The organism is Streptomyces sp. C36, assembly GCF_040932295.1.
Lineage (GTDB): Bacteria > Actinomycetota > Actinomycetes > Streptomycetales > Streptomycetaceae > Streptomyces > Streptomyces triculaminicus.
The window spans coordinates 51,732-75,466 of sequence record NZ_JBFQGI010000005.1 but is presented as its reverse complement, the minus strand read 5'-3'; the positions used below and the strand labels follow the sequence as shown (position 1 = coordinate 75,466).

Genomic DNA, 23,735 nt, shown 5'->3' with positions numbered 1-23,735 from the left:
GGGAAGCGATGTCCCGGACCACCGAGCACGGCGACGGCGACGGGGACGGGTACGGGCACCCCAGGGGCGACCGGGAGGAACGGCGGGCCCGGCTGCTCACGGGCTCGCTGGCCGTCGCGGCCCTGCTGGCCGCCCTGGTCTCGCTCTGGCAGACGCAGTCGAGCCCCCTGGAGCAGCCGGACCACCAGGACACGCCCGGCACGACGGCCGCGACCACGGAGGCGACGGTGCCCGCCCCGCTCCCGGCGCCGACCCCGCCGGCCCCCGGCCCACCGTCGCCGCCCTCGCCGACGCCCACGGCCGCGACGAGCGCGAAGGAGGCGTACGCCCCCGCGCTCCCTCTGACGGCGACCGTACGCCGGGGGCGGGGGACGCCCGGCGGCCCGATTCCTCCGTAGAGTCGATGGAATGAGTCCCACACGGCCAAGGGCCCTCGCCCTCGCTTCCGCCGCCCTGGCGATCGCCCTCACCGCGACCGGCTGCGGCGGCGACGCGCAGCCCGGCGCCGACGGCCCGAGCGCCACCGACGACAAGGGCCGGTCCTCCGCCGCCCCGCTCCGCTGGAGCCGCTGCTCCGCCCCCACCGCCGCCCAGGGCGGCGGCAAGGCGCCCGGCAAGGGGTGGGAGTGCGCGAAGCTGCCCGTCCCGCTGGACCACGCGAAGCCGGACGGCGAGAAGATCGAGCTCGCGCTGATCCGGGCCAGGGCGACCGACGGCTCCCGCCGCATCGGCTCGCTCGTCTTCAACTTCGGCGGACCCGGCGGCTCCGGCGTGGCGACCCTGCCGGGCCTGGCCGACACGTACTCCACCCTGCGCGGCCGCTTCGACCTGGTGAGCTTCGATCCCCGGGGCGTCGGGGAGAGCGCGGGCGTGCGCTGCCAGAGCGACAAGGAGCTGGACGACGCCTTCCAGCTCGACGGCACGCCCGACGACGACGCCGAGCTCCGCGCGACCCTCGCCTCGAACAAGGCGTACGTCGACGCCTGCGCCAAGAACTCCGCCAAGGTCCTGCCGCACGTGGACACCGTCAGCGCCGCCCGTGACCTCGACCTGATCAGGGCCGCGCTGGGCGAGGAGAAGCTGCACTACTTCGGCATCTCCTACGGCACCGAACTGGGCGCGGTGTACGCCCACCTGTACCCGAAGCACGTCGGCCGCACGGTCCTCGACGCCGTCGTGGACCCCACCCAGGACCCCGTGCAGGGCAACCTCGGCCAGACCAAGGGCTTCCAACTCGCCCTGGACGACTACCTCAAGGACTGCGCCTCCAAGGGCGCGGGCGGCGCGGCGGGGGGCCGCTGCCCGTCGCGGGACGAGATCACCACGCTGCTGAAGAACCTCGACGCGACCCCGCTGCCCACCGCCCAGGGCCGCAAGCTCACGCAGGACGAGGCGGTCAACGGCATCGCGGCGGCGCTCTACTCCAAGGACACCTGGAAGTACCTGACGGCCGGCCTCCAGGAGGCCATCGGCAAGCGCACCGGCAACACCCTGCTGCTGCTCTTCGACTCGCTGAGCGGCCGCTCCCCCGACGGCCGCTACAGCAACCTCCAGGCCGCCAACCGGGCCATCTCGTGCGCGGACGCCGAGCAGCGCTACACCGTGGAGGACGTCCGGCGGCGCCTACCGGAGTTCCGCGCGGCCTCGCCCGTCTTCGGCGAGTCCGCCGCCTGGTCGCTGCTGGCGTGCACGGACTGGCCGGTCAAGGGCCGGTGGAAGACGCCCGAGGTGGGCGCCGAGGGCTCCGCGCCGATCCTGGTGGTCGGCAACACGGGCGACCCGGCGACGCCGGTGGCGGGCGCCGAGAGGATGGCCGAGAAGCTCGGCAAGGGCGTCGGCGTCCGTCTGACGGTCACCGGTGAGGGCCATGGCACGTACGGCGTCGACGAGTGCGCGACGAAGGCCGTGGACGCCGACTTCCTGGAGGGAAGGGTGCCGAAGGACGGCACGACCTGCCCGTGAGACGGGAACCGCCCCCGCTCGCGAGGCGAGCGGGGGCGGTGGAGAGCGGGCACGGCTCCCGGGTCCCCGGGAGCCCGCGGGCCTCAGTACACGGGCTTCTGCGGCTCGATCTGGTGGACCCAGCCGATCACGCCGCCGCCGACGTGCACCGCGTCGGAGAACCCGGCCGACTTCAGCACGGCCAGCACCTCCGCCGAGCGGACACCCGTCTTGCAGTGCAGGACGATCTTCTTGTCCTGCGGCAGCCCCTGCAGGGCGTCGCCCATGAGGAACTCGTTCTTCGGGATCAGCCGGGCGCCGGGGATCGAGACGATCTCGTACTCGTTGGGCTCGCGGACGTCGATGATGTCGATGTTCTCGCCGTCGTCCATCCACTCCTTGAGCTGCTTGGGAGTGATGGTCGAGCCGGCCGCCGCCGCCTGCGCCTCGTCGGAGACGACGCCGCAGAAGGCCTCGTAGTCGATGAGCTCGGTGACGGTGGGGTTCGGGCCGCAGACCGCGCAGTCGGGGTCCTTGCGGACCTTCACCTGGCGGTAGGACATCTCCAGGGCGTCGTAGATCATCAGCCGGCCGACCAGCGGGTCGCCGATGCCGGCCAGCAGCTTGATCGCCTCGTTGACCTGGATCGAGCCGATCGAGGCGCACAGCACGCCCAGGACGCCGCCCTCGGCGCACGAGGGGACCATGCCGGGCGGCGGGGGCTCGGGGTAGAGGCAGCGGTAGCAGGGGCCGTGCTCGCTCCAGAAGACGGACGCCTGGCCGTCGAAGCGGTAGATCGAGCCCCAGACGTACGGCTTGTTCAGCAGCACACAGGCGTCGTTGACCAGGTAGCGGGTGGCGAAGTTGTCCGTCCCGTCCACGATCAGGTCGTACTGGGAGAAGATCTCCATGACGTTGTCGGCCTCGAGCCGGCCCTCGTGGAGAACGACGTTCACATAGGGGTTGATGCCCAGGACCGAGTCACGGGCGGACTCCGCCTTCGGCCGGCCGATGTCGGCCTGGCTGTGGATGATCTGGCGCTGCAGGTTCGACTCGTCGACCTCGTCGAACTCCACGATGCCCAGCGTGCCCACGCCGGCCGCGGCCAGGTACATCAGGGCGGGCGAGCCCAGCCCGCCCGCGCCCACACAGAGCACCTTGGCGTTCTTCAGCCGCTTCTGCCCGTCCATCCCGACGTCCGGGATGATCAGGTGGCGGGAGTACCTGCGAACCTCGTCGACGGTGAGCTCGGCGGCCGGCTCGACCAGGGGTGGCAGCGACACGGGGTCTCCGTAGGTCGGTGGACATACGCGAACGGACACATGCGAACGTCCCCGCGCGTGCGGGGCGCACGTACCCGTAACACTGCCACGCCCCGTCTCATTCCGAGACAGCAGGTCCGATCCGCGAGACGAAATCGTCCCAGTAGCCGGGCAGGGACTCCCAGGGATCGACCTGGTCGTGATCGGTGCGGTCGGTGAAGTAGACGGTGCCCGCGCCCTGCCAGCGGGCGATGCGCAGCGCCTCGTCCAGATGCGAGCGCGGCACGCCGTGCACGAGGTGACAGAAGCGCTCGGGAGGGTGCTCGGCGGTCCATTCGGCGGCCTGGGACCAGCGGTAGCGGGACCAGGGGCCGGCGAAGGTCACCAGCTGGTCGGCGAGGGCGGCGTAGCCGGCGGCGGGCTGGGTGCCGTGCACGAGCACCACGTGCGCCTTGTCGAGCAGGGTGCGCAGCGCGCCGGTCATGCGCCGGGTCTCGGGGAGCGAGGCGGCGTCCGCGGGGCAGCGGGCCAGGGCGAAGCCGTCGACGCGATACCAGTTGAGGAAGCGCTGCGCGTCGGAGAGCAGTTCGCCGAAGGGGCGCGAGCCGTATCCCATGTCGAGGTGGCCGAGGACGCGGACGCCTGCGGTCCGCAGCGGGACGACGGCGGACAGCCAGTACGGGTCCTGGCGGCTGCCCGGCCCGCCGGTGACGCCGCCGGACTCGCGCAGGGAACTGCCGCCGAGCACCACCCAGTCCAGGGGCAGTCCGGCGCGCTGCAGCCCGCCCCACTCGACGGGGGCGACCAGGGGGTGGGCGAAGCCCGGGACGGCCAGCCGGAGGGGGGCCTTCCGGGCGGAGAGGGCGCGGCGGTGGCCCGGCGAGATCAGATACGACACGCCGCCTCCATCCAGATGTCGGCCAGCGACTCCTCCAGGCCGATGCGCGGCCGCCAGCCGAGGCGGTCGCGGGCGGTGCGCACGTCGGCCTGCTGCCAGCTGCCGCAGCCGTCGGGGTAGGGGTAGGCGGGCGGGGCGCCCAGGTGGGGGTCGTCGAGCTCGTGCAGGGCGCCGCCGAAGCCGGCGACCCGGGCGAGCAGGTTCGCCGCGTCGCGCAGCCGCACCGCCCGGCCGGTACCGATGTTGACGGCACCCTGGGCGGCGGACAGCGAGGCGGCGTGCACGGCCCGGGCGATGTCGCGGACGTCGACGAAGTCGCGCTGCACGCCCAGTCCGGTGAGCTTGAGTTCGTTGTCGCCGCTCTGCATCGCCCGGCGCATGGCCTCGGCGAGCCGGCCGAGCGGCGAGCCGGCCGGGGTGCCCGGGCCGACCGGCGAGAAGACCCGCAGCACGATGGCGTCCAGGCCGGAGCCGAGCACCAGCTCGGTGGCGGCGAGCTTGCTGACGCCGTACGGGCCGCCCGGGCGCGGCACGGCGTCCTCGGCGGTGGAGGAGCCGGGCTGGGAGGGGCCGTACTCCGAGGAGCAGCCCACCTGCACCAGGCGGGCCCCGCAGCCGCTGCGGCGCAGCGACTCGCAGACGGTGGCGACGGCCACGGTGTTGTGCCGGGTCAGCTCACGGGCCCCGCCCCTGGTCGCGCCCGCGCAGTTGATGACGACTCCGGGGTGGACGGCGTTGAGGAAGCGGGTGAGCGCGCCGGGGCTGCCGGTGGCCAGGTCGAAGCGGACGTCCGCGTCGTCCCCGCGGCCCAGCGCGGTGAGCTGGACGGCGGGGTCGGCCAGCAGCCGGTCGGCCACGAAGCGGCCGAGGTAGCCGTTGGCGCCGAGCAGCAGGACCCTCATCGGTCGTGCCCTCGCTCTCGCCCGGTGGTGCTGCGGGGGTGAACGGTCATCGTCCTTGTTCTCCTCTTGAAGGGTGGGTGTCACCGGGCGAGGGACGCTCCCCTATGCCGTGGGCACAGGGGGCGCCACCGGGGGACTGACGGGAGTGGGCACGTGCGGGAGGTCGCCGCGTCCGTGGACCGAGGCCCGGGACAGGGCGGGGACGGCGTGGGCCAGCAGGGCGAGGGCCGGCAGCACGCAGGCGACGAGCGGTATCGCGGCGGGTCCGTAGGCGTCGGCCGCCCGGCCGACGGGCCAGCGCAGGGCCTCGCAGCCGGGCAGGCGGGCGGCCAGGAGGGTGGCGAGCGGCACCGCCTCGGCCACGGCGGCGGCGAGGACGGCGGCGACGGCCGGCCGGGCCAGGCCGTGCGCGGCGAGCAGCCGGGCCAGGAAGATCAGGCCGCCGAGCGCCGCGACGGCGGTGTAGGCGAGGAGCGGGGTGGCGGCCGGGGCCGCGGGCGAGGGGCCGGCGGGCAGGGCGGTGCGCGCGGGCCACAGGAAGGCCAGCAGCGCGCCCACGAACAGCGCGACGGTCACCAGCAGCGCCGGCCGTACCCTCCTGCCGAACTCGGCGAGGCCCCGGCTCGCGCCGAGCACGCGCCGGGCCCGGCCGGCGAACCAGTGCGCGCACCAGGCGGCGGGCGCCACCGAGCAGGCCAGGGCGAGCGCGGTGGGCGCGGCGGCGGTCACGGCGGCCGACGCCAGGGCCTGCGGGGAGAGGCCGTGGCGGCCGTGCAGCAGCAGGACGACCAGGTCGTCGCCGACGAGGGCGTAGGCGGCCAGCCACAGCCAGGCGAGCGATCCGGTGGTCCCCCAGCCGACGCGGAGCACGGCGCAGGGGCCGCCGCCGGCCGGGCGGGGCGCGGGCTCCGCCGTCCGTTCGCTCTCCTGTCCTCGCTCCACGCGCGCGTGGAGCTCCTCGGCGAGAGCGAACACGTCGCGGTGGCGGTACACGGCGGCCACCCGGTCGCAGACGCCGCGCGCCTCCAGGCCGGCGGCGATCTCCAGAGGGTCGACGGCACCGGCGCACAGGGCGTGATGCCGGCGCAGGAGCGCCTTGACCGGGTCGGCGGGCGTCCCGTCCGGGTGCGCCCGTGTCTCCTCGGGGGCCGGTCCTTCGCCGGGGGCGGCGTCGCCGGCCGTCGCTTCGGCTATGCCGACGGGGTTCGGCGCGGCGTTCTCGGGCCGCAGCGATGTCGTCATGGGCGGCCCGCCCAGGTGGGTGAGGCGGCGCGGGGGGAGACGCTGAGCGGCTGCTGGGTGCCGGCGGCGTGGGAGAAGGGGACGGAGGGGTCCGGGGCGGCGTGCTGGACCGGGGCGCGGGAGAGGACCTCGAGATAGAGGGCGCCGAAGGCGGAGACGTTCTGCTCGACGGTGAAGAGCTCCAGGGCGCGGGCCCGGGCGGCGGCGCCCAGCCGGGCGCGGCGTTCGGGCTCGCGCAGCAGGGCGAGGCAGGCCTCGGCGAGGGCGCGCGGGTCCTGCGCGGGGACGACCAGGCCCGTGCCGCCGATGACTTCGCGGACCGCGCCGGCGTCGGGCGAGACCGTGGCCCGGCCGCAGAACATGGCCTCGGCCAGCGCCGTGGGGAAGCCGTCGGCCGCGCCGGAGAGGACGACGACGTCGCCGGCCGCGTAGTCCTCGGGGCCGCCGGCCGGACCGTAGGCGACGCCGTCGGGCACGCTCCCGGAGGCGGGGGGCCGGCCGAGCACCCTGAGCCGTACGCCGGGCTCGGCGGTCCGCATGGCGGCCAGCGCCTCCCACAGGTGGGGCTCGACGTCGCCGCCCGCCCACACCAGGGCCGGTCCGCCGGCGGCGGGGCCGGAGGCGGCGGTGTCGTTCGGGTCTCCCTCCCCCACCGCCTCGTAGAGGGTGGCGTCCATGCCGGGGTGGATCGTGCGCAGCCGGGTGCGGTCGGCGCCGCAGCGCTCCTGCCAGCGCCGGGCCTGGCCGTCGCCGGCGGTGATCAGGGCGGCCTCGGCGTAGACCTGGGCGGCCAGGCGACGGTGGAAGGCCGACAGGAGGGTGCGTACGGGCAGGGAGAGGGTCTCGGTGCCGGCGAGGTAGTACTCGCGCAGGTGGACCTCGTACTCGGTGACGAGCAGGGGGGTGCCGAAGAAGCGTTTGGCCAGCAGGCCCGGGAGGGCGGCGGGCCCGGCGGAGGTGGCGTGGCAGAGGTCGACGCCGGCGAGGCCCCGGTCGCCGTCGGCGCTGCCGTACCAGTCGAGGGAGAGCGGGCGCAGGGCCCGTTCCAGGAAGCCGGAGACGACGAGGAGGTCGGCGACCTTGGTGCTGTAGGCGGCGCGGTGGGCGCCGGGTGCGCGGCAGGCGGTCTCGAGGGCGCGCAGGGCCAGTTCGGAGCGGAGGGCGGCGGCCAGGCCGCCTTCGTCGCGGGCGAGGTCGGCGAGTCCGTGGAGCCCGTCGGCGAAACGGTACGCCTGGTCACCGGGGAGGGTGATCGCCGCGGCCAGGTCCCCGAAGTGCCCGGCGAACCGGCGCCGCTGCTCGCGGCCGTAGGAGCCGTGGGCGCTCCCCACGCTTCCCGGTGCGGGGCCGCCCCACAGCGGGGCCGCCCGTACGCGGCGGACGTTGCCGGGCAGCGCGTGCCAACCGCTGTCCTCCTGGCGGGCGCTGCGACTCAGGGCGTAGAGCTCGAAGTCGTGCTGGCCGAGTCCGCGCACCAGATGGTCGCACCACTCCCCGCCCTCGCCGGCGGCGTACGGATACCCGCCCTCGGAAAGCAGTCCCACACGCACGAACGCACCCCCGTTCTCCCTTGTCGGCAGCCGCCGTTACGGCAGCGGGGAGCACGCTATGCGCGCTTCCCGGTGGCGCGGCGGACGGTTGTCCGTCGCGCCACCGGAAGGGGTGAACAGGAGTGACTTTCCAATAGATGAGACGTTGTCTCGCGCTATGCAGCGGCTTCCGCCGGTTCGAGCACCGGCACCGCCGCCAGCAGGCCCTGGGTGTAGGGGTGCCGGGGGTCCTCGTAGACGGAGTCGGCCGGGCCCTCCTCCACGATCCGCCCGCCGCGCATCACCACGAGCCGGTCGCTGACCTGGCGTACGACGGCCAGATCATGGGCGATGAAGACCAGGGACAGGCCGAGGTCCCGCTGCAACTCGCCCAGCAGCCGCACGACCTGCGCCTGGGTGGTGACGTCGAGCGCGGAGACGGGCTCGTCGCAGACGATCAGCTTCGGCTCGGGGGCCAGCGCCCGGGCGATGCCCACGCGCTGCCGCTGGCCACCGCTGAACTCGTGCGGGTAGCGGTGGTAGGAGCCGGCGTCGAGGCCGACGCGCTCGAGCAGTTCCCTTACCCGGGCGGTGATCTGATGGTCACCCAGCTTCCCGGCGGCCCGCAGCGGGTCGGCGATGGACTCGCCGACGCTGCGGCGCGGGTTGAGCGAGGAGACCGGGTCCTGGAAGACCATCTGCAGCTCGCTGCGGAACGGCCGCAGCTCACGCTCCTTCAGTCCGCCGATGTCGCGGCCCCGGTAGCGCAGCTCCCCGGCGCTGGGCTCCAGCAGGCGCACCAGCATCCGGCCGAGCGTGGTCTTGCCGCTGCCGGACTCGCCGACGACGCCGACGGTCTCGCCGGCCCGTACGGTCAGCGACACCTCGTCCACGGCGTCGACGGCCCGCTTGCCGCGCCCGAACCGCCGCGTCAGGCCCACGGCTTCGAGGAGCACGCCGTCGTCGTCCGCGCTCGCGCGCACGGCGGCCGGCCGGGCCCGGCGGCGGACCTCGACGCGCGGGACGGCGGCGAGCAGGTCGCGGGTGTAGGTCTCGCGCGGCGTGCCGAGCACCTCGCGCAGCGGGCCGTGCTCGACGGCCCGCCCGTCCTTCATCACCAGCAGCTCGTCGACGCTGCCGGCCGCGACGCCGAGGTCGTGGGTGACCAGGATCAGGCCCATGCCGGTCTCCTCGCGCAGCTCGCGCAGCAGGCCGAGGATCTGCGCCTGGACGGTGACGTCGAGGGCGGTGGTGGGCTCGTCGGCGACCAGCAGGCGGGGTTCGCAGGCCAGGGCCATGGCGATGAGGGCGCGCTGGCGCATGCCGCCGCTGAACTCGTGCGGGCGGAAGCGGGCGCGGCGGGCCGCGTCCGGGATGCCGACCCGGTCGAGGACCTCGGCCGCGCGGGCCCGGGCGGCCCGGCGGGAGGCGTCGCGGCGGTGGACGCGGTAGACCTCGGCGATCTGGTCGCCGACGGCCTGGTACGGGTCCAGGGAGGACAGCGGGTCCTGGAAGACCATGGCCGCCACCCCGCCGCGCAGCCGGCGCAGCCCGGCGTCGTCGGCCGCGCCCACGTCGTGCCCGGCGACGGTCACCGAGCCGGTGACGCGGGCGCCGGTGCCCCGGTGCAGGCCCAGCAGCGCGTAGGCGGCGGTGGACTTGCCGGAGCCGGACTCGCCGACGATGCCGAGCGATCCGCCGGGCGGGAGGGTGAAGGACAGGCCGTCCACGGCGCGGACCAGGCCGTCGGCCGGGTCGGGGCCGGCGGGGAAGGAGACGGACAGGCCGTCGACCGCCACCAGCGGCTCGGTCGTCATCGCAGGGCCACCCTTCGGTCGGCGACGGCGTAGAGCACGTCCGCCACGATGTTGGCGACGACGACGGCGGTGCCGGTGACCGTCACCACGGCGACGACCACGGGCAGGTCGAGGCTCTTGGTGGAGTTCACCAGCAGCTGCCCGATCCCGGGCAGGCCGAACATCATCTCGGTGAGCACCGCGTTGCCGAACATCGACCCGAAGTCGGCGGCCGACAGCGCGATGACGGGCGCGACGGCGCCGCGCAGGGCGTGCCGTGCGACGAGCGAGCGCTCGCCGACGCCGTAGGCGCGGAACGTGCGGATGTGGTCCTCGGCCAGCGTCTCCAGCATCGAGGAGCGGGTCAGCCGGGCGTACTTCGCCGACTCCAGCAGCCCCAGCGCGGCCCACGGCAGCAGCATGTTCCAGGCCCACTGCTCGGGGTCGTCGGTGAGCGGCACGTAGGACGGGAAGGGCAGCCACTCCAGGTAGGTGCAGAAGAGCATCAGCAGGCCGAGGCCGCTGATGAAGACCGGGGTGGCGGTGCCGGCGAGGGTGAGCCAGGTCAGGACCCGCTCGGTGATCCCGCCGCGGCGCAGCGCGGACAGCAGGCCGGTGCCGGTGCCCAGCAGCAGCCATACGGCCATGGCGCCGACCGCGAGCGAGGCGGTGGCCGGCAGCTTCTCGACGAGCATGTCGGTGACCTGCTGGTCGTTCTGGTACGACAGGCCGAAGCAGGGCGCGTCGCAGTGCAGCACCTCGGCGCCGGTGGAGTAGTCGTGCCCCGCGAGAATGCCCTGCAGGAAGTGCCAGTACTGGGTGTACACGGGGTCGCCGAGGGAGAGCTGCTCGCGGACCTGGGCGATCTGTTCGGGGTTGCAGCGCGGGCCGCAGGCCAGGCGGGCGGGGTCGCCGGGGGCGATGTAGAAGGTCGCGTAGACGACGGCGGTGAGCACGAGGACGACGGCGAGCGCGCCGGCGGCGCGCCGCAGGAGGTATCCGGTCATGCCACGCCCTCCGCGCCGCTCTTGCGCGCCGCGCGCCGGCTTCTGCCGACGCGGAGGCGTGAGGCCTCGCGCGGGTCCAGTGCCGTGCGCACCCCGTCGCCGAGGACGGTGAAGGCCAGTGTGGTGACGAACAGCATGAGCGCCGGCAGCACCACGTACATGGGGTCGGCGCGGAACCACGTGGTGGCCGAGGAGAGCATGTGGCCCCAGGAGGGCGTCGGGGGCTTCACTCCGACGCCGAGGAAGGACATGCTCGCCTCGAGCACGATGTTGGTCGGCAGCAGGACCGCCGCGTAGGTGATCACGGGGGCGGCGAGCGAGGGCAGCAGCTCGCGCCGGGCCACCCGCCAGGTGGAGCCTCCGGTCAGCCGGGCGGCCGAGACGAAGTCGAGCTTCTTCAGGCCGAGGGTCTGGGCGCGGACGAGGCGCGCCATGCCGCCCCACTGCAGCAGACCGATGGCGATCGCGAGGAGCAGCGGGCGGGGGAAGTCCGCCGGGGCGACGGCCATCAGGGCGATGGCGAAGACCAGCAGGGGCATCGCCACCATCACGTCGGTGACGTGGGTGAGCACGCTCTCGACGAAGCGGTTGCCGAGCGCGGCCGCGAGGCCGATGCCGACGCCGACGAGGATCTGGACGAGGGTCGCGCCGACGGCGACGAGCAGCGAGACGCGGGCGCCGTACAGCAGGCGTACGAACAGGTCGCGGCCGGTGCCGGGTTCGACGCCGAGCCAGTGCTCGGCGCTGATGCCGCCGAGGTCGCCGAAGGGCACGCCGCCGCGGGCGGAGTCGACGAGGGTGTCGTGGTACGCGTTGGGGTCCTGGCCCTCGAGCGCGGCCAGCAGGGGCGCGGCGGCGGCGAGGAGGACGAGCAGGCCCAGCACGGCGGCGGCCGCGAGCGCGGCCTTGCGCGTGCGCAGCCGCCGCCAGACCTGCCGGGTGCCGGAGGCGGGAGCGGCTCCCGCCTCCGGTTCCTGGGTGGTGATCGGATCGGTCGTCACTTGACCGCGACCTGCGAGATGTCGAGGACGCCGGTCCAGTCGCTGATGACGACGTTCTTGACGTCCTTGCCGTAGAGGCGCTTGTAGACGGGGTGGAAGAGCGGCACGGTCAGGGCCTGCTCGCCGATCTTCTTGTCGAGGGCGCCCCAGCGCTTGGCGGCCGCGTCATGGTCGGTGATCTTGTTGATCTCGTCGATCTCGTCGTTGATCTTCGAGTCGTCGAGGCGGGAGGCGTTGAAGTTGTAGCCGTCCTTCACGATCTGCCGGCCGTCGAAGATCGGCGCGAGGAAGGGGCCGCCGGAGGGCCAGTCGGCACCCCAGTGGGCGAGGAAGAGGCCCGGCTGCTTGTCGACGCTGTGGACCTTCTCCTCGTAGTCGTTGTCCTCGAGGGCCTCGAGCTTGACCTTGATCCCGGCGTCCTTGAGGGCGGCCTGGACGGCGGTGGCGATCTCGGGGCTGGTCTCGGCGTTCTGGGCCGTGGAGTGGGTGAGGGTGATCTCCAGCCCGTCCTCGTGGCCCGCCTCCTTCAGCAGCTGCTTCGCCTTGTCCACGTCGCCCTTGGCGCCCGCCGGGAAGTGGTCGTGGGCGGTGTACCCGAAGGACTTCTGGTTCGGCAGGAAGGTGGTGGCGGGCTCGGCGAGCGAGGAGCCGCCGGCGGCGTTGACGACGCTGGTGCGGTTGATGGCGTAGGAGATCGCCTCACGCACCTTCGGGTCGTCGAAGGGCTTGTCCTTGGGGTTGAACGCCAGGTAGTTGGTGTAACCGAAGTGGCCGGTGCCGACCCGGGCGGCGAGCTTCTTGTCGCCGGTGACCTGGGCGAGTTCGGCCGGGCCGAGGTTGGTGTCGGTGGTGATCGCGGCGGCGTCGGCGCCGGAGCCGGTGGACAGCCGCTGGTTGATGACGGCCGGGGCCAGACCGGACTTGACCTCGATCCGGTCGGGGTAGGCGTGCCGCTCCTTGTCCGTCGCCTCGGACCAGTGGGGGTTGCGCTCCAGCGTCAGCTGCTCGCCGTCGCCCACGTTCTTGACGACCTTGTACGGGCCGGAGGAGACCGGGTGCTCGGCGTACTTGGCGCCGGTGTCCTTGGCCTTGGGAACGGGCGCGAACTGGGTGGAGGTGGCGAAGTAGGGGAAGTCGCCCTCGGACTTCCTCAGCTTGAAGACGATGGTCTTCGCGTCGGGCGTCTCGATGGAGTCGAGGCCCTTCTTCTCCTTGTACGGGCCCTGGTAGGTGTCGCCACCGATCAGCCAGTCGCGCAAGTAGGGGGCGCCGCCGGAGAGTTCGGCCGCGAAGGAGCGCTCCACGCCGTACTTGACGTCGGCGGAGGTGATGGGCGAGCCGTCCTCGAACTTCAGCCCGTCCTTGAGCTTGTACGTCCACGTCTTCGCGTCGTCGCTGGGCGTGCCGGTGTCCGTGGCGAGGTCGGGGACGACCTTGGTGCCCTCGGCGCCGTTCTCGCGGTTGCGGGTGGTGAGGGTGCGGTAGACGAGCGAGGGGACGTTGCCGCCGCCGGAGGTGTAGAGGCGCGCGGGGTCGAACTGCTTCTGCGGGCCTCTGTTGAGGACCGTGAGCGTGCCGCCCTTCTTGGGCGCGCCGTCGGCGCCGCCGCCCTGGGCGTCGCTCTTCTCCGGGCCGCACGCCGCCGCGCCGCCGGCCAGGACCACACTGACGGCGGCTGCGGCCACCCGACGGGATATGACGGACATCTGACGCATGACAGGAAGAGCCTTTCGCGGGAAGCGAGGTGGAGGAGAGCGCGAAGCACCCACGGAAGGCGGTCGGGAAAAGCACACGGGAAGCACCGCGGACCGCCCCCGGCGGACGCGACGCCAAAAGGCGCGGTGGCGCGTGAAGGGGGAACTGCCGGAAGGGAGTACTTCTCAGCGACAGTGGATGTCGGCGACAGCGTGTGCGGCCACGCCGATCAGCGCCAGCTGGAAGCCGGCGTTCTCGGAGGCGTGGCGGTGCGACATGCAAAGAAGACTGAACGAATTTTCGGCCCGTGGCAAAGGTGTCTCATATCCAGAGACGAATCGTCTCGGATAGGAAGACACGCCGACCGGCCCCCGCTACGGGCCTCAGGACGGCGAGCCGGCCGCCTCCGGGTGCGGCCAGGGGTTGGGCCGGCAGGTCTTGCCGTCCGAGGTGAGGAACTTCGTCTGCTGCATCATCACGGGGGCGAGCGCGCCCTCCTCGGAGCACGACTCGTGGTCGTGGCCGAGCCGGTGACCGACCTCATGGTTGATCAGCATCTGGCGGTAGAGGTACATCCGGCCGTCGCCGTAGGTCTGCGAGCCCTGCGCCCAGCGGTAGGCGTTGATCATCACCCGGTCGGTCGCCGCCGAGTCGCAGGAGACGTTGTCCTCGGTGGTGTCCAGCCCGGACTTGGCGCACCAGGTGCCCGTCGTCCGCGGGCTGGCCAGGGTCACCACGAAGTCGGGCTTGCCCGAGGAGACCCGCTCGAAGGTGCGCTTGCCGTCGTGGCCCCAGCTGCGGTCGTCGTTGAGGGTGCGGTGCACGGCGTCGGCGAAGAGCGCGGCGTCCAGCGGCAGCCCCTTCTCCACGTCAACGCGGTATCGCAGTACTTCACCCTTACCGGGGGCCTTCTCGCCGCCCTCGACGGTCTCGAATTCACCCGAGGCGCTCGCCTTGGCGTCCAGCGGGTACGCGCGCGCCATCTTCTGCTCGTACGTGGCGGGGATCGTGACGCCGCCGTTGGGTGTCGGTCTGCTGTCCGAACGGGAGGCGGCGTCCGGCCCGCCGCGCTTCGCGAGGTCCATGGAGCGCGCCTGCGCCTTGCTCTCGGTGGTCTCCTCGACCTGCCCGGCCACCGTGACCGCCAGCACGGCCGTCACCACGGCGGCGGCCACCCCGGTCACCGTGCGGGCCACGGCGCCGCCCGGCGCGCGCGAGGCGCTGCCGGTCCTGCCCGCCGCGCGACCCCGCGGCCGCCCTGGGCCGTCCGCCGGCGCGGCCGGCCGGGTGCGGGTGGGGGTGGCGACGTCGAGCCCGCCGGGGCTGAAGCCGGTGGCGGAGTGCGTCCGTCCGGAGGGCACCTGACCGGCCGGGGCGTCCTGGACGCGCTGGGCGCCGATGACGCCCCACCCGGCGCTCTGCTCGCGTCCGGCGGCGTCCGCCTCCGGGCCGGAGCCCGTCCGCAGCCCGGCGCTGAAGCCCGCGTCGAAGTCGGGGCCGAAGCCCGCGTCGAAGTCGGCCGCGAGCACCGCGGCGTCGTCGCCGGAGGCCCCTCCACGCCTGCGCCCCGATCCCGGACCGGGTACCGGGGGCAGGTCCCCCGGGCCGTGGTCGGCCGGTCCCTGACCGTCCGGAACCCGGCGGCCGGAGCCTGCGGCGGAGCCTTGGCGGGGCCGGTCGGCGCGTGCGCTGTGTTTACCCACGGGGCGGGGCGCTCCGTTCAGATGTCGTGGCGGTATCCGCGAGCAGTTCCCGGAAGGCGCGAGCCACCACGTCCGGGTCCTCCATCATCGCGACATGACCCGCCTGCAGAAGCGTCAGCAGCCGCGAGTCGCGGAACGCCTTGCTCGCGCGGCGGGCCATACGGATGGAGACGAGCTGGTCGCGCACTCCGTACACCAGCAGAGTAGGGGCAAGGACCTTCTCCGCCTGACGCCACAGCGAATGCTGTCCGCCGAGCGTGTAGGCGTCGACGATGCCGCGCGCCGAGCGGGCCATGACCTCCCAGAAATAGGGAAGCTCCAGGCGTCGCTCGTACTCGGCCACCGCCAGGGCGAATCCTTCGGGCGACACCCGCGAGGGGTCGCCGTAGCAGAGGGCCAGCACCTCGCGGGTGCGGCGCTCGGGGCTCCAGTCCTTCGTCATCCGGGCGAAGAGCGAGACGACGCCCGGCACGGCCAGCAGCCCGGTGGGCACCGCCGTGCGCTGCGGCCGCAGCTCGGGCAGCGCGGGCGAGACGAGCGTGAGGGTGCGGACCAGGTCGGGCCGCACGGCCGCGACGCGGGTGGCGACGGCGCCGCCCATCGAGTTCCCGACGAGGTGGACGGGGCCCCGGGCGGAGGCGTCGAGGTAGCGGATGACCACGCGCGCGTACCCGGTGATGGAGTAGTCGCCGTCCCCCGGGGGCGGCGCGTCGCCGAAGCCGGGCAGGTCGAGCGCCTCGCCGTCGACGGTGTCCGCGAGCCGCTCCATCAGCTCGGACCAGTTCTGCGAGGAACCACCGAGTCCGTGGACGTAGAGCGCCGGCGGCAGCCCCTCGCGGGCGGGCGGCCGGGAGCGCACGGTCAGCGTGACCCCGGGCAGGGTCACCGTGCGCAGCTTCTCGCCCGCGCTGACCTGCGATGACCGCGTGGGCGGCACCACCGGTACGGCGCGGGCATCCGGCGACTCGGTCGAAGACATGCGGGCAATGTTACGAGACGATCACGCCGGGACTGTTGTGGCGGCGGTCACAGATCGCCTGGCGGTGCGCGTCCGTGTCTCCTAGGCTCGTACCAAGGAGTACGAGGGCGCTCATCCTGGATGCTGGAAAGGGATCCCGCATGCCTGTCGACCCGACCGACCCGGACACCTTCGAGGACGAGGACGCAGCGGCAACCGACGTGATCACCGCCGACCCCGAGACCCCGGAGGCGGACGTCGCGGAACAGCACGCCGACCTGGCCCCACAGCGCGACGAGGCACTGCCGGCCGGCGACCCGGCCTCGGCCAACGAGGCGGACCGGGTCGAGCAGGCCCGGGTGGTGGAGCTCGACGAGGACGACTACCGCTAGCCGCATACCGGCCGGTACGGACAGGGGCGGACGGGCGGCGTTGTGCCCGCTTGTCGACTTTGTCGGCTTCCCACAGCGTCCGGTCCGTGAAATTCTCCGCTCCGACCACGCACGGCCCGGTTACCCAAAAGTACGATGGCGGGCGCGGTGCACACCGTGCAGGGAACAATCATGGGAGGCGGCGTGACAGCCATCGAGCAGACCGAGGCGCGCCCGCGAGGCACGCGCCTGCCGCGCCGAGCCCGACGAAACCAGCTTCTGGGCGCCGCGCAGGAGGTCTTCGTGGCCCAGGGCTACCACGCGGCGGCCATGGACGACATCGCCGAGCGCGCGGGCGTCAGCAAGCCGGTTCTCTACCAGCACTTCCCCGGCAAGCTGGACCTCTATCTGGCGCTGCTGGACCAGCACTGCGAGAACCTCCTCCAGGCCGTCCGCACCGCTCTCGCCTCCACCTCCGAGAACAAGCTGCGGGTGGCGGCCACCATGGACGCCTACTTCGCGTACGTGGAGGACGAGGGCGGCGCCTTCCGCCTGGTCTTCGAGTCCGACCTGACCAACGAGCCGGCCGTGCGCGAGCGCGTCGAGCGCGTCTCGCTCGAGTGCGCCGAGGCGATCAGCGACGTGGTCGCCGAGGACACCGGCCTGTCGAAGGACGAGGCGATGCTGCTGGCCGTGGGCCTCGGCGGGGTCTCGCAGGTCGTGGCCCGCTACTGGCTCTCCAGCGAGAGCTCCGTGCCCCGTGAGACCGCGGTCCAGCTGCTGACCTCGCTGGCCTGGCGCGGCATCGCGGGCTTCCCCAAGGTCGGCCCCGAGCAGCACTGACCCCCGCGGCCGGGCGCGTCGCACGTGTTCGCTGCGAGCGTGCGCACCGGGCCCGGCTGGGCGCCCGTGCCGGGCTAATGTGTGGACCGTACGGCGCGGATCGCTCCGCGCACCCCTCCCCTGGGCTCAGCCAAGGGGGAACCCCACACCTTCGGAGGGACAGACCGTGGAGGTCAAGATCGGCGTGCAGCAGGCGCCCCGCGAGATCGTTCTGGAGAGCGGGCTGACTGCCGAGGAGGTCGAGCGCGCGGTGTCCGAGGCGCTGTCCGGCACGACGCAGCTGCTGACCCTGGTGGACGACCGCGGCCGCAAGGTCATGGTCCCGGCCGACCGCCTGGCGTACGTGGAGATCGGCGAGCCCACCGTCCGCAAGGTCGGCTTCGGCGCCATGTGACCCGCGTTCAGCGGAAATGAACGGCGGGGCCCCGGTGCTGAAGTCACCGGGGCCCCGCCGTTGTTCGTACGCCACACCGGGCCCGGAACGAGGGTTGCCCGGGTCGGTCATGGGGTAAGACCGCTACGACCGATTTGCACCCCGCTTCTCGGCCACTCACGGGAGGGAATGAGCATGATCCTCTGGGAAGCGCTCGGCTCGGTCCTGATCGGCCTCGCCGTCTCCTACGGAGCCCTGCGGTGGCTTCCCGCGCGCTTCGGACAGTTCCGCTCCCGCGCCCTCGCGCTGTCCACCGGACCGGGCGCCGCGCTGTTCGGCGCCCTGCTGGCCCACTCGGTGCTGGGACCGGGCCACACCCTGGCCACCCTCGGGGTGTCGCTGGGCGTGGCCCTCGCGCTGGTCTCCCTGCTGCTGCGCCCGGCCGCCCGGCCCCGCCGATCAGCCACGGCCTGAGGGGCGGACCCGCGGGATCCGGTGGTGCGCGTTGTCCCTGCCGCGTCCTTCGTTACGCCGCCAGGCCGAGCGCGGCCATCCGCTTGGTGTGCGCCTCGGTGATCCGGGAGAACATCTTCCCGACCTCCGCGAGGTCGAAGCCGCCGGCCACTCCGCCCACGAGCATCGTCGACAGCGCGTCACGCTCGGCGACCACGCGCTGCGCCTGCGAGAGCGCCTCGCCCATCAGCCGCCGCGCCCACAGCGCGAGCCGGCCGCCCACCCGCGGGTCGGCCTCGATCGCCGCGCGCACCTTCTCGACCGCGAACGTGGCGTGCCCCGTGTCGTCCAGCACGGTCAGCACCAGCGCCCGGGTGTCGGAGTCCAGCCGGGCCGCGACCTCGCGGTAGAAGTCACTGGCGATCGAGTCGCCGACATAGGCCTTGACCAGGCCCTCCAGCCAGTCCGACGGCGCGGTCTGGCGGTGGAACTCGTCCACGCCGGCCGCGAAGGGCTCCATGGCCCCGGTCGGCTGCACGTCGATGGCCTCCAGGCGGTCCCGCAGGCGCTGGAAGTGCTGGAACTCCGCCGCGGCCATCTTGGCGAGGGCGGCCTTGTCGTCCAGGGTCGGCGCCAGCTTGGCGTCCTCCGCCAGCCGCTCGAAGGCGGCCAGCTCGCCGTAGGCGAGGGCGCCGAGCAGATCCACCACGGCCGCCCGGTACTGCGGGTCGGCGGAGGCGTGGGCCCAGTCCTGGGCGGCGATTCCGGTGAGCTCGGCCACGGGCTCGGTGGCGTTCTCTGGCGTGTCGGGCGTCTCCATGCAGCGAACGATAGCCCCCCGCGCGACACGCGGAAGCCCCTGGTCAGACAGTTCCTCAGGATCCGGACACGGGATTGTCCGGACACACATGCGCCTTTCCGGGGTACAGTGGTAATAGGCCAGTCGAGTATTCGACGGGCCGAACTCATGCTGAGTCTTCTGGAGGCGCGTCTCCGGGGCACCAGCGGATGCCCGGTCGGTGGCCCGATCGGCTTCCACAAAACCGACCGCCCTCCGCGCGGTACGTACGAGACGTACGCACACCTGGAGGGATCCGCTAGCGGCACGTGTGCTCGAGCGAAGGCAGTGGTCCCGCGTCACCCGGTCACCCCATGGCCGGATCGTCACCCGGCGCGGTCCGTACGTCACATTCGTACGACCCCCTTCGTGCGCCACGCGCCGCGTCTCACAGAAGAGGCAAGATTCTGTCCACTTTCCGCGAACTCGGGATTCTGTCCGAAACCGCCGAGGCCCTCGAGGCCGTCGGCATCGTCAATCCGTTCCCCATCCAGGAGATGACGCTCCCGGTCGCCCTCTCCGGCTCCGACGTCATCGGCCAGGCCAAGACCGGCACCGGAAAGACCCTGGGCTTCGGCCTGCCCCTGCTGGAGCGCGTCGTGGTCCCCGCCGACGTCGAGGCCGGCCGGGCGAAGCCCGAGCAGCTGACCGACGCCGCGCAGGCGCTCATCGTGGTCCCCACCCGTGAGCTGTGCCAGCAGGTCACCAACGACCTCCTCACCGCCGGCAAGGTCCGCAACGTCCGCGTCCAGGCCATCTACGGCGGCCGCGCCTACGAGCCCCAGGTCGAGGCCCTCAAGAAGGGCGTCGACGTGATCGTCGGCACGCCCGGCCGACTGCTGGACCTCGCGGGCCAGAAGAAGCTCAGCCTCGCGCACATCAAGGCGCTCGTCCTGGACGAGGCCGACGAGATGCTCGACCTGGGCTTCCTGCCCGACGTCGAGCGCATCATCACGATGCTCCCCGCCAAGCGCCAGACGATGCTGTTCTCGGCCACCATGCCGGGCGCCGTCATCTCCCTCGCGCGGCGCTACATGTCGCAGCCCACGCACATCCGCGCCACCTCGCCGGACGACGAGGGCCAGACCCACGCCCACATCGCCCAGCACGTCTTCCGCGCCCACAACATGGACAAGCCGGAGATGGTCGCCCGCATCCTGCAGGCGGAGGGCCGCAACCGCGCGATGATCTTCTGCCGCACGAAGCGGACCGCCGCCGACATCTCCGAGCAGCTGACCCGCCGCGGCTTCGCCGCCGGCGCCGTCCACGGCGACCTCGGCCAGGGCGCCCGCGAGCAGGCGCTGCGCGCCTTCCGCAACGGCAAGGTCGACGTCCTGGTCTGCACCGACGTCGCCGCCCGCGGCATCGACGTGGACGACGTCACCCACGTCGTCAACTACCAGGCCCCCGAGGACGAGAAGACCTACCTGCACCGCATCGGCCGCACCGGCCGCGCGGGCAAGTCGGGTACGGCCGTCACGCTGGTCGACTGGGACGACATCCCGCGCTGGAAGCTCATCAACAAGGCGCTCGAGCTGTCGTTCGACGAGCCGGAGGAGACGTACTCCACGTCCCCGCACCTGTACGAGCTGCTCGGCATCCCCGCCGGCACGAAGGGCATCCTGCCGCGTTCCGAGCGGACGCTGGCCGGGCTCGCGGCCGAGGAGATCGAGGACCTCGGCGAGCCGGGCGGCCGTGGCCGTGGCGACCGTGACCGCGGTCGCGGCCCCAAGGCCGAGGAGCGTACGGAGCGCCCGGAGCGCACCCGCACTCCGCGCCAGCGTCGCCGCACGCGCGGCGGCTCGTCCGTGACGTCCGCCGCGGCGCCCGCCGCCGCGGCCGCTCCGGTGGCCGCCCCGGTGGCCGAGGAGCTCTCCGGCGCTCCCGAGACCCCGGCGCGCCCGCGCCGCCGTCGCCGCACGCGCAATGGCGCGTCCTCGGCTCCGGTCACCGCCGCCGCCCCGGTCACCCCCGTGGTGGCGGAGGCCCCGGCGCCGGTCGCCGAGCCCGCCGTGGCGGTGGAGGCTCCGGCCAGGCCGAAGCGCACCCGCACGGCGAAGAAGGCCGTCGCCGCGGTGGAGACGGCCGAGGCCGTCGCCGTCGTCGAGGCCGCCGAGGCGGTCGTGGCCGCCGCGGAGAAGCCGAAGCGGACCCGTACGGCCAAGAAGGCCGTCGCCGTGGTCGAGACCGCCGAGGCGGTCGAGACGGTCGTGGAGAAGCCCAAGCGCACGCGCGTCGCCAAGAAGGCCACCGCCCCCGTCGAGACGGCCGAGGCCGTCGAGGTGGTGGCGGAGAAGCCGAAGCGCACCCGCGCAGCCGCGAAGAAGGCCGTCGCCGTGGTCGAGACCGCCGAGGCGGTCGAGACGGTCGTGGAGAAGCCCAAGCGGACCCGTGTCGCCAAGAAGGCGGTCGCCCCGGTCGAGACGGTTGAGGCCGCCGAGACCGTGGCGGAGAAGCCGAAGCGCACCCGCACGACCAAGAAGGCCGCCGCCGCCGTCGAGACGGCCGAGGCCGCCGAGGCCGTCGTGGAGAAGCCGAAGCGCACCCGCGCCGCCGCGAAGAAGGCCGTCGCCGCCGTCGACACCGCCGAGGCGGTCGAGACGGTCGTGGAGAAGCCCAAGCGCACGCGCGTCGCCAAGAAGGCCGCCGCCGTCGTCGAGACGGCCGAGGCCGCCGAGACCGTGGCGGAGAAGCCGAAGCGCACCCGTACGGCCAAGAAGGCCGTCGCCGCCGTCGTCGAGGCGACGGAGGAGAAGCCGAAGCGCACGCGCACGGCCGCCAAGAAGGCCGCCGCCCCGGCGGTCGAGGCCGACGCCGAGGCCAAGCCGAAGCGCACGCGGACCGCCAAGAAGACGGCCGCCCCGAAGGCCGCCTCGGCCTGACGGTCATGACGCCTACCGCCGGACGGGCTGCGAACCGCAGCCCGTCCGGCGGCGCGTGAGCCCCCGGCGTTAGCCTCGGGGCATGAGCCGGCCCCCGTTCCTCACCCTGCCCGCGTGCGCCAGCGCGTACCGTCTCGCCACCGCACGCGGCGAGTTCGCCGTCCACGACGCGCGCCCGGGCCCCGCGTCGCCACGGCGCGGCACCGTCCTCCTCGTACCGGGCTTCACCGGCAGCAAGGAGGACTTCATCGCCCTCCTCGAGCCCCTGGCCGCCGCCGGCTACCGCGCCGTCGCCGTGGACGGGCGCGGGCAGCACGAGACGCCCGGGCCCCGCGACGAAGCCGCCTACGCCCAGGACGAGTTGGCCCGCGACGTCCTGGCCCAGGCCGCGGCCCTCACGGCCGGGGACGGCCGGCCCGGCGTCCATCTCCTCGGGCACTCCCTCGGCGGTCTCATCACCCGCGCCGCCGTCCTCGCGGACGCGTCCCCGTTCCGCTCGCTGACCGTCATGAGCAGCGGCGCCGGGTCGATCTCCGCGACGCAGCAGGCCCGGACCCGCGAGCTGATCCAGGCCCTGGCGATCCTCGACATGGAGAGCGTCTGGCGGGAGATGCAGCGCCGGGACGCCGAGAACGCGGCGGCGGACGGCGGGGGGCCGGGGCTGGCGGACTTCCTGCACCGGCGCTGGACGACGACCGTTCCCGAGCAACTGATGGCGACGGGCCGCCAGTTGATCGAGGAGCCGGACCGTACCGCGGAACTGGCGGCGGTGCCGCTGCCCAAGCACGTCATCTCCGGCGTACTGGACTACGCCTGGCCGGTGCCGAGGATCACCGAGATGGCCAAGGAGCTCTCGGCGCACCGCACCATCGTGTCGGGCGCGGGGCACTCCCCCAACGCGGAGCGGCCCGCCGAAACGGCCGAGGCCCTCGTCGGCTTCTGGCGCACGACCGATCCGGAGCCCGGAGCGGGGCGAGCCGAGGCGTAGAGGGCCCGGGGCCGGAGGAGCGGAGAACGGGTTCAGCGCGTGAAGTCGGCGGCGTGGTCGGCGACCCAGGTGGCGAAGGCGCGGGCGGGATGGCCGGTGAGGCCCTCGACGACGCCGGTGGGCTCGCCGGGCTTGCCGTCGTTGGACTCCCACCAGTTCAGGAGGGCGTCGGCGTAGGGGCCGGGGATGTACGCGGACATCTCGCTCTTCCACTCCTCCGGGGCGACGCGCTTGGTCGCGATCGGCCGGCCTATGACCGCGGCGAGCTGGTCGATCTGCTCGCTGAAGGTCATCGTGGCGGGTCCGGTCAGGGTGAACCGGCCGCCGCGGTGCCGGGGGTCGGTGAGGGCGGCGAAGGCGGCCTCGGCCACGTCCTTCTCGTGAACGGGCTCGGCGTAGGCGCCGGGGAACGGCAGGCTCACGGGGACGCCGGACGCGATGGACCACGCCCAGCCGCCGGCGTTGCCGGCGAAGGCGCCCGGTCGCAGGATCGTGGTGGCGACCGGCGAGGCCAGCAGCGCCTTCTCCACGTCGAGATGGGACGCGGCGAGCAGGTCGTCCTCGGGGTGGGGGCCGAGCACCGAGGAGGACGAGAGCAGCACGATGTGGTCGACTCCGGCCTCGGCGGCCCGGTCGGCGAACTCGGTGACGTGGTCGGCGGTGGCGTAGAGGAAGACCGAGGTGACGCCGGCCAGGGCCGCGGGGAAGGTCGCCGGGTCGGTGAGGTCGAGCGCGACCGACGGGACACCCTCGGGCAGGTCGAGCTCGGCAGGGGCGGAGGAGGCGACGCGGACGGGCGCGCCGTGCTCGCGCAGCAGGGTGAGCAGGTGGGTGGCGACCGCGCCGCGGCCTCCGGTGATCAGGATCATGTCGTTCCGCTTTCGCTGAGTGGGTTGGTGGGGGGACTCCGGAGAGACGGCGGGCGCGAACGTCGATCGTGGCGAACGCCGTTCGTCGCGGGTTATCACCGTAGGCAACGAACGCTGTTCGCGTCAAACATCGTTCGTTCCAAACGCCGTTCGTCCCAAACAGCGTTCGTCGAGAGGTAGGCTC

Annotated in this window: 22 protein-coding genes; 8 read left to right on the top strand and 14 right to left on the bottom strand. The window is 73.5% G+C overall.

Annotation, left to right across the window (positions count from 1 at the left end):
• Positions 1-8 precede the first annotated feature (8 nt).
• Together AB4K12_RS16730 and AB4K12_RS16725 are read left to right on the top strand one after the other, a co-directional pair.
• Positions 9-398 carry a hypothetical protein gene (locus AB4K12_RS16730; protein ID WP_368434951.1) on the top strand — a complete coding sequence of 130 codons (390 nt, stop codon included), beginning with the start codon at positions 9-11 and terminating at the stop codon, positions 396-398.
• 10 nt (positions 399-408) lie between these two features.
• Positions 409-1,962, top strand: coding sequence for an alpha/beta hydrolase (locus AB4K12_RS16725; protein WP_368434950.1), 1,554 nt, complete (start codon positions 409-411; stop codon positions 1,960-1,962).
• An 83-nt stretch (positions 1,963-2,045) separates the two neighbouring features.
• Here AB4K12_RS16725 and moeZ read toward each other — a convergent pair whose 3' ends face one another.
• From moeZ to AB4K12_RS16665, 12 genes are all read right to left on the bottom strand, one after another.
• The gene (gene moeZ / locus AB4K12_RS16720; RefSeq protein WP_086575038.1) at positions 2,046-3,224 is read right to left on the bottom strand and encodes an adenylyltransferase/sulfurtransferase MoeZ; all 1,179 of its coding nucleotides are present in this window, start codon (positions 3,222-3,224) and stop codon (positions 2,046-2,048) included.
• A gap of 97 nt (positions 3,225-3,321) precedes the next feature.
• Complete coding sequence (locus AB4K12_RS16715) at positions 3,322-4,092, bottom strand: spherulation-specific family 4 protein (RefSeq protein WP_368435266.1); 771 nt, start codon at positions 4,090-4,092, stop codon at positions 3,322-3,324.
• Positions 4,089-5,003, bottom strand: a complete 915-nt coding sequence (locus AB4K12_RS16710) for an NAD(P)-dependent oxidoreductase (protein ID WP_086573224.1) — start codon at positions 5,001-5,003, stop codon at positions 4,089-4,091. The genes AB4K12_RS16715 and AB4K12_RS16710 overlap by 4 nt, the downstream gene beginning before the upstream one ends.
• 102 nt (positions 5,004-5,105) lie before the next feature.
• Entirely contained in the window at positions 5,106-6,245 is a 1,140-nt protein-coding gene (locus AB4K12_RS16705; protein ID WP_368434949.1) for a hypothetical protein, read from the bottom strand.
• On the bottom strand, positions 6,242-7,795 hold the full coding sequence (locus tag AB4K12_RS16700) for a DUF3492 domain-containing protein (protein WP_368434948.1): 1,554 nt from the start codon (positions 7,793-7,795) through the stop codon (positions 6,242-6,244). Before AB4K12_RS16700 ends, AB4K12_RS16705 begins: the two co-directional genes overlap by 4 nt.
• A 155-nt stretch (positions 7,796-7,950) precedes the next feature.
• Complete coding sequence (locus AB4K12_RS16695; protein ID WP_368434947.1) at positions 7,951-9,591, bottom strand: dipeptide ABC transporter ATP-binding protein; 1,641 nt, start codon at positions 9,589-9,591, stop codon at positions 7,951-7,953.
• Complete coding sequence (locus AB4K12_RS16690; protein ID WP_368434946.1) at positions 9,588-10,577, bottom strand: ABC transporter permease; 990 nt, start codon at positions 10,575-10,577, stop codon at positions 9,588-9,590. The genes AB4K12_RS16695 and AB4K12_RS16690 overlap by 4 nt, the downstream gene beginning before the upstream one ends.
• Entirely contained in the window at positions 10,574-11,578 is a 1,005-nt protein-coding gene (locus AB4K12_RS16685; protein WP_368434945.1) for an ABC transporter permease, read from the bottom strand. Before AB4K12_RS16685 ends, AB4K12_RS16690 begins: the two co-directional genes overlap by 4 nt.
• Positions 11,575-13,293 carry an ABC transporter substrate-binding protein gene (locus AB4K12_RS16680; protein ID WP_368434944.1) on the bottom strand — a complete coding sequence of 573 codons (1,719 nt, stop codon included), beginning with the start codon at positions 13,291-13,293 and terminating at the stop codon, positions 11,575-11,577. Before AB4K12_RS16680 ends, AB4K12_RS16685 begins: the two co-directional genes overlap by 4 nt.
• Positions 13,294-13,458: 165 nt before the next feature.
• Positions 13,459-13,551 carry an Ms4533A family Cys-rich leader peptide gene (locus AB4K12_RS16675; protein ID WP_342749518.1) on the bottom strand — a complete coding sequence of 31 codons (93 nt, stop codon included), beginning with the start codon at positions 13,549-13,551 and terminating at the stop codon, positions 13,459-13,461.
• Positions 13,552-13,656: 105 nt separating this feature from the next.
• Complete coding sequence (locus tag AB4K12_RS16670; RefSeq protein ID WP_368434943.1) at positions 13,657-14,802, bottom strand: DUF3152 domain-containing protein; 1,146 nt, start codon at positions 14,800-14,802, stop codon at positions 13,657-13,659.
• 166 nt (positions 14,803-14,968) lie between these two features.
• Complete coding sequence (locus tag AB4K12_RS16665; protein WP_086569704.1) at positions 14,969-15,955, bottom strand: alpha/beta fold hydrolase; 987 nt, start codon at positions 15,953-15,955, stop codon at positions 14,969-14,971.
• Positions 15,956-16,095: 140 nt separating this feature from the next.
• On the opposite strand from AB4K12_RS16665, the gene AB4K12_RS16660 reads away from it, so the two are divergent.
• The 4 genes from AB4K12_RS16660 (at position 16,096) to AB4K12_RS16645 (ending at position 17,995) form a co-directional block, all read left to right on the top strand.
• Positions 16,096-16,326, top strand: coding sequence for a hypothetical protein (locus tag AB4K12_RS16660; RefSeq protein ID WP_368434942.1), 231 nt, complete (start codon positions 16,096-16,098; stop codon positions 16,324-16,326).
• Positions 16,327-16,509: 183 nt separating this feature from the next.
• On the top strand, positions 16,510-17,148 hold the full coding sequence (locus AB4K12_RS16655) for a TetR/AcrR family transcriptional regulator (protein ID WP_207247910.1): 639 nt from the start codon (positions 16,510-16,512) through the stop codon (positions 17,146-17,148).
• A gap of 166 nt (positions 17,149-17,314) precedes the next feature.
• Entirely contained in the window at positions 17,315-17,542 is a 228-nt protein-coding gene (locus AB4K12_RS16650) for a DUF3107 domain-containing protein (RefSeq protein ID WP_368434941.1), read from the top strand.
• Positions 17,543-17,716: 174 nt separating this feature from the next.
• Entirely contained in the window at positions 17,717-17,995 is a 279-nt protein-coding gene (locus tag AB4K12_RS16645) for a hypothetical protein (protein WP_179198883.1), read from the top strand.
• 52 nt (positions 17,996-18,047) lie between these two features.
• Here AB4K12_RS16645 and AB4K12_RS16640 read toward each other — a convergent pair whose 3' ends face one another.
• A complete protein-coding gene (locus AB4K12_RS16640; protein WP_368434940.1) occupies positions 18,048-18,794 on the bottom strand; it encodes a ferritin-like fold-containing protein in 747 nt (248 codons plus the stop codon).
• Positions 18,795-19,309: 515 nt separating this feature from the next.
• Between AB4K12_RS16640 and AB4K12_RS16635 the strand changes: the two genes are divergently transcribed.
• Together AB4K12_RS16635 and AB4K12_RS16630 are read left to right on the top strand one after the other, a co-directional pair.
• Positions 19,310-21,694 carry a DEAD/DEAH box helicase gene (locus AB4K12_RS16635; RefSeq protein ID WP_368434939.1) on the top strand — a complete coding sequence of 795 codons (2,385 nt, stop codon included), beginning with the start codon at positions 19,310-19,312 and terminating at the stop codon, positions 21,692-21,694.
• Positions 21,695-21,776: 82 nt separating this feature from the next.
• Positions 21,777-22,682, top strand: a complete 906-nt coding sequence (locus tag AB4K12_RS16630) for an alpha/beta fold hydrolase (protein ID WP_368434938.1) — start codon at positions 21,777-21,779, stop codon at positions 22,680-22,682.
• A 32-nt stretch (positions 22,683-22,714) separates the two neighbouring features.
• Here the strand turns inward: AB4K12_RS16630 and AB4K12_RS16625 are convergent, their stop codons facing one another.
• Complete coding sequence (locus AB4K12_RS16625; protein ID WP_368434937.1) at positions 22,715-23,551, bottom strand: SDR family oxidoreductase; 837 nt, start codon at positions 23,549-23,551, stop codon at positions 22,715-22,717.
• Positions 23,552-23,735: the final 184 nt, after the last annotated feature.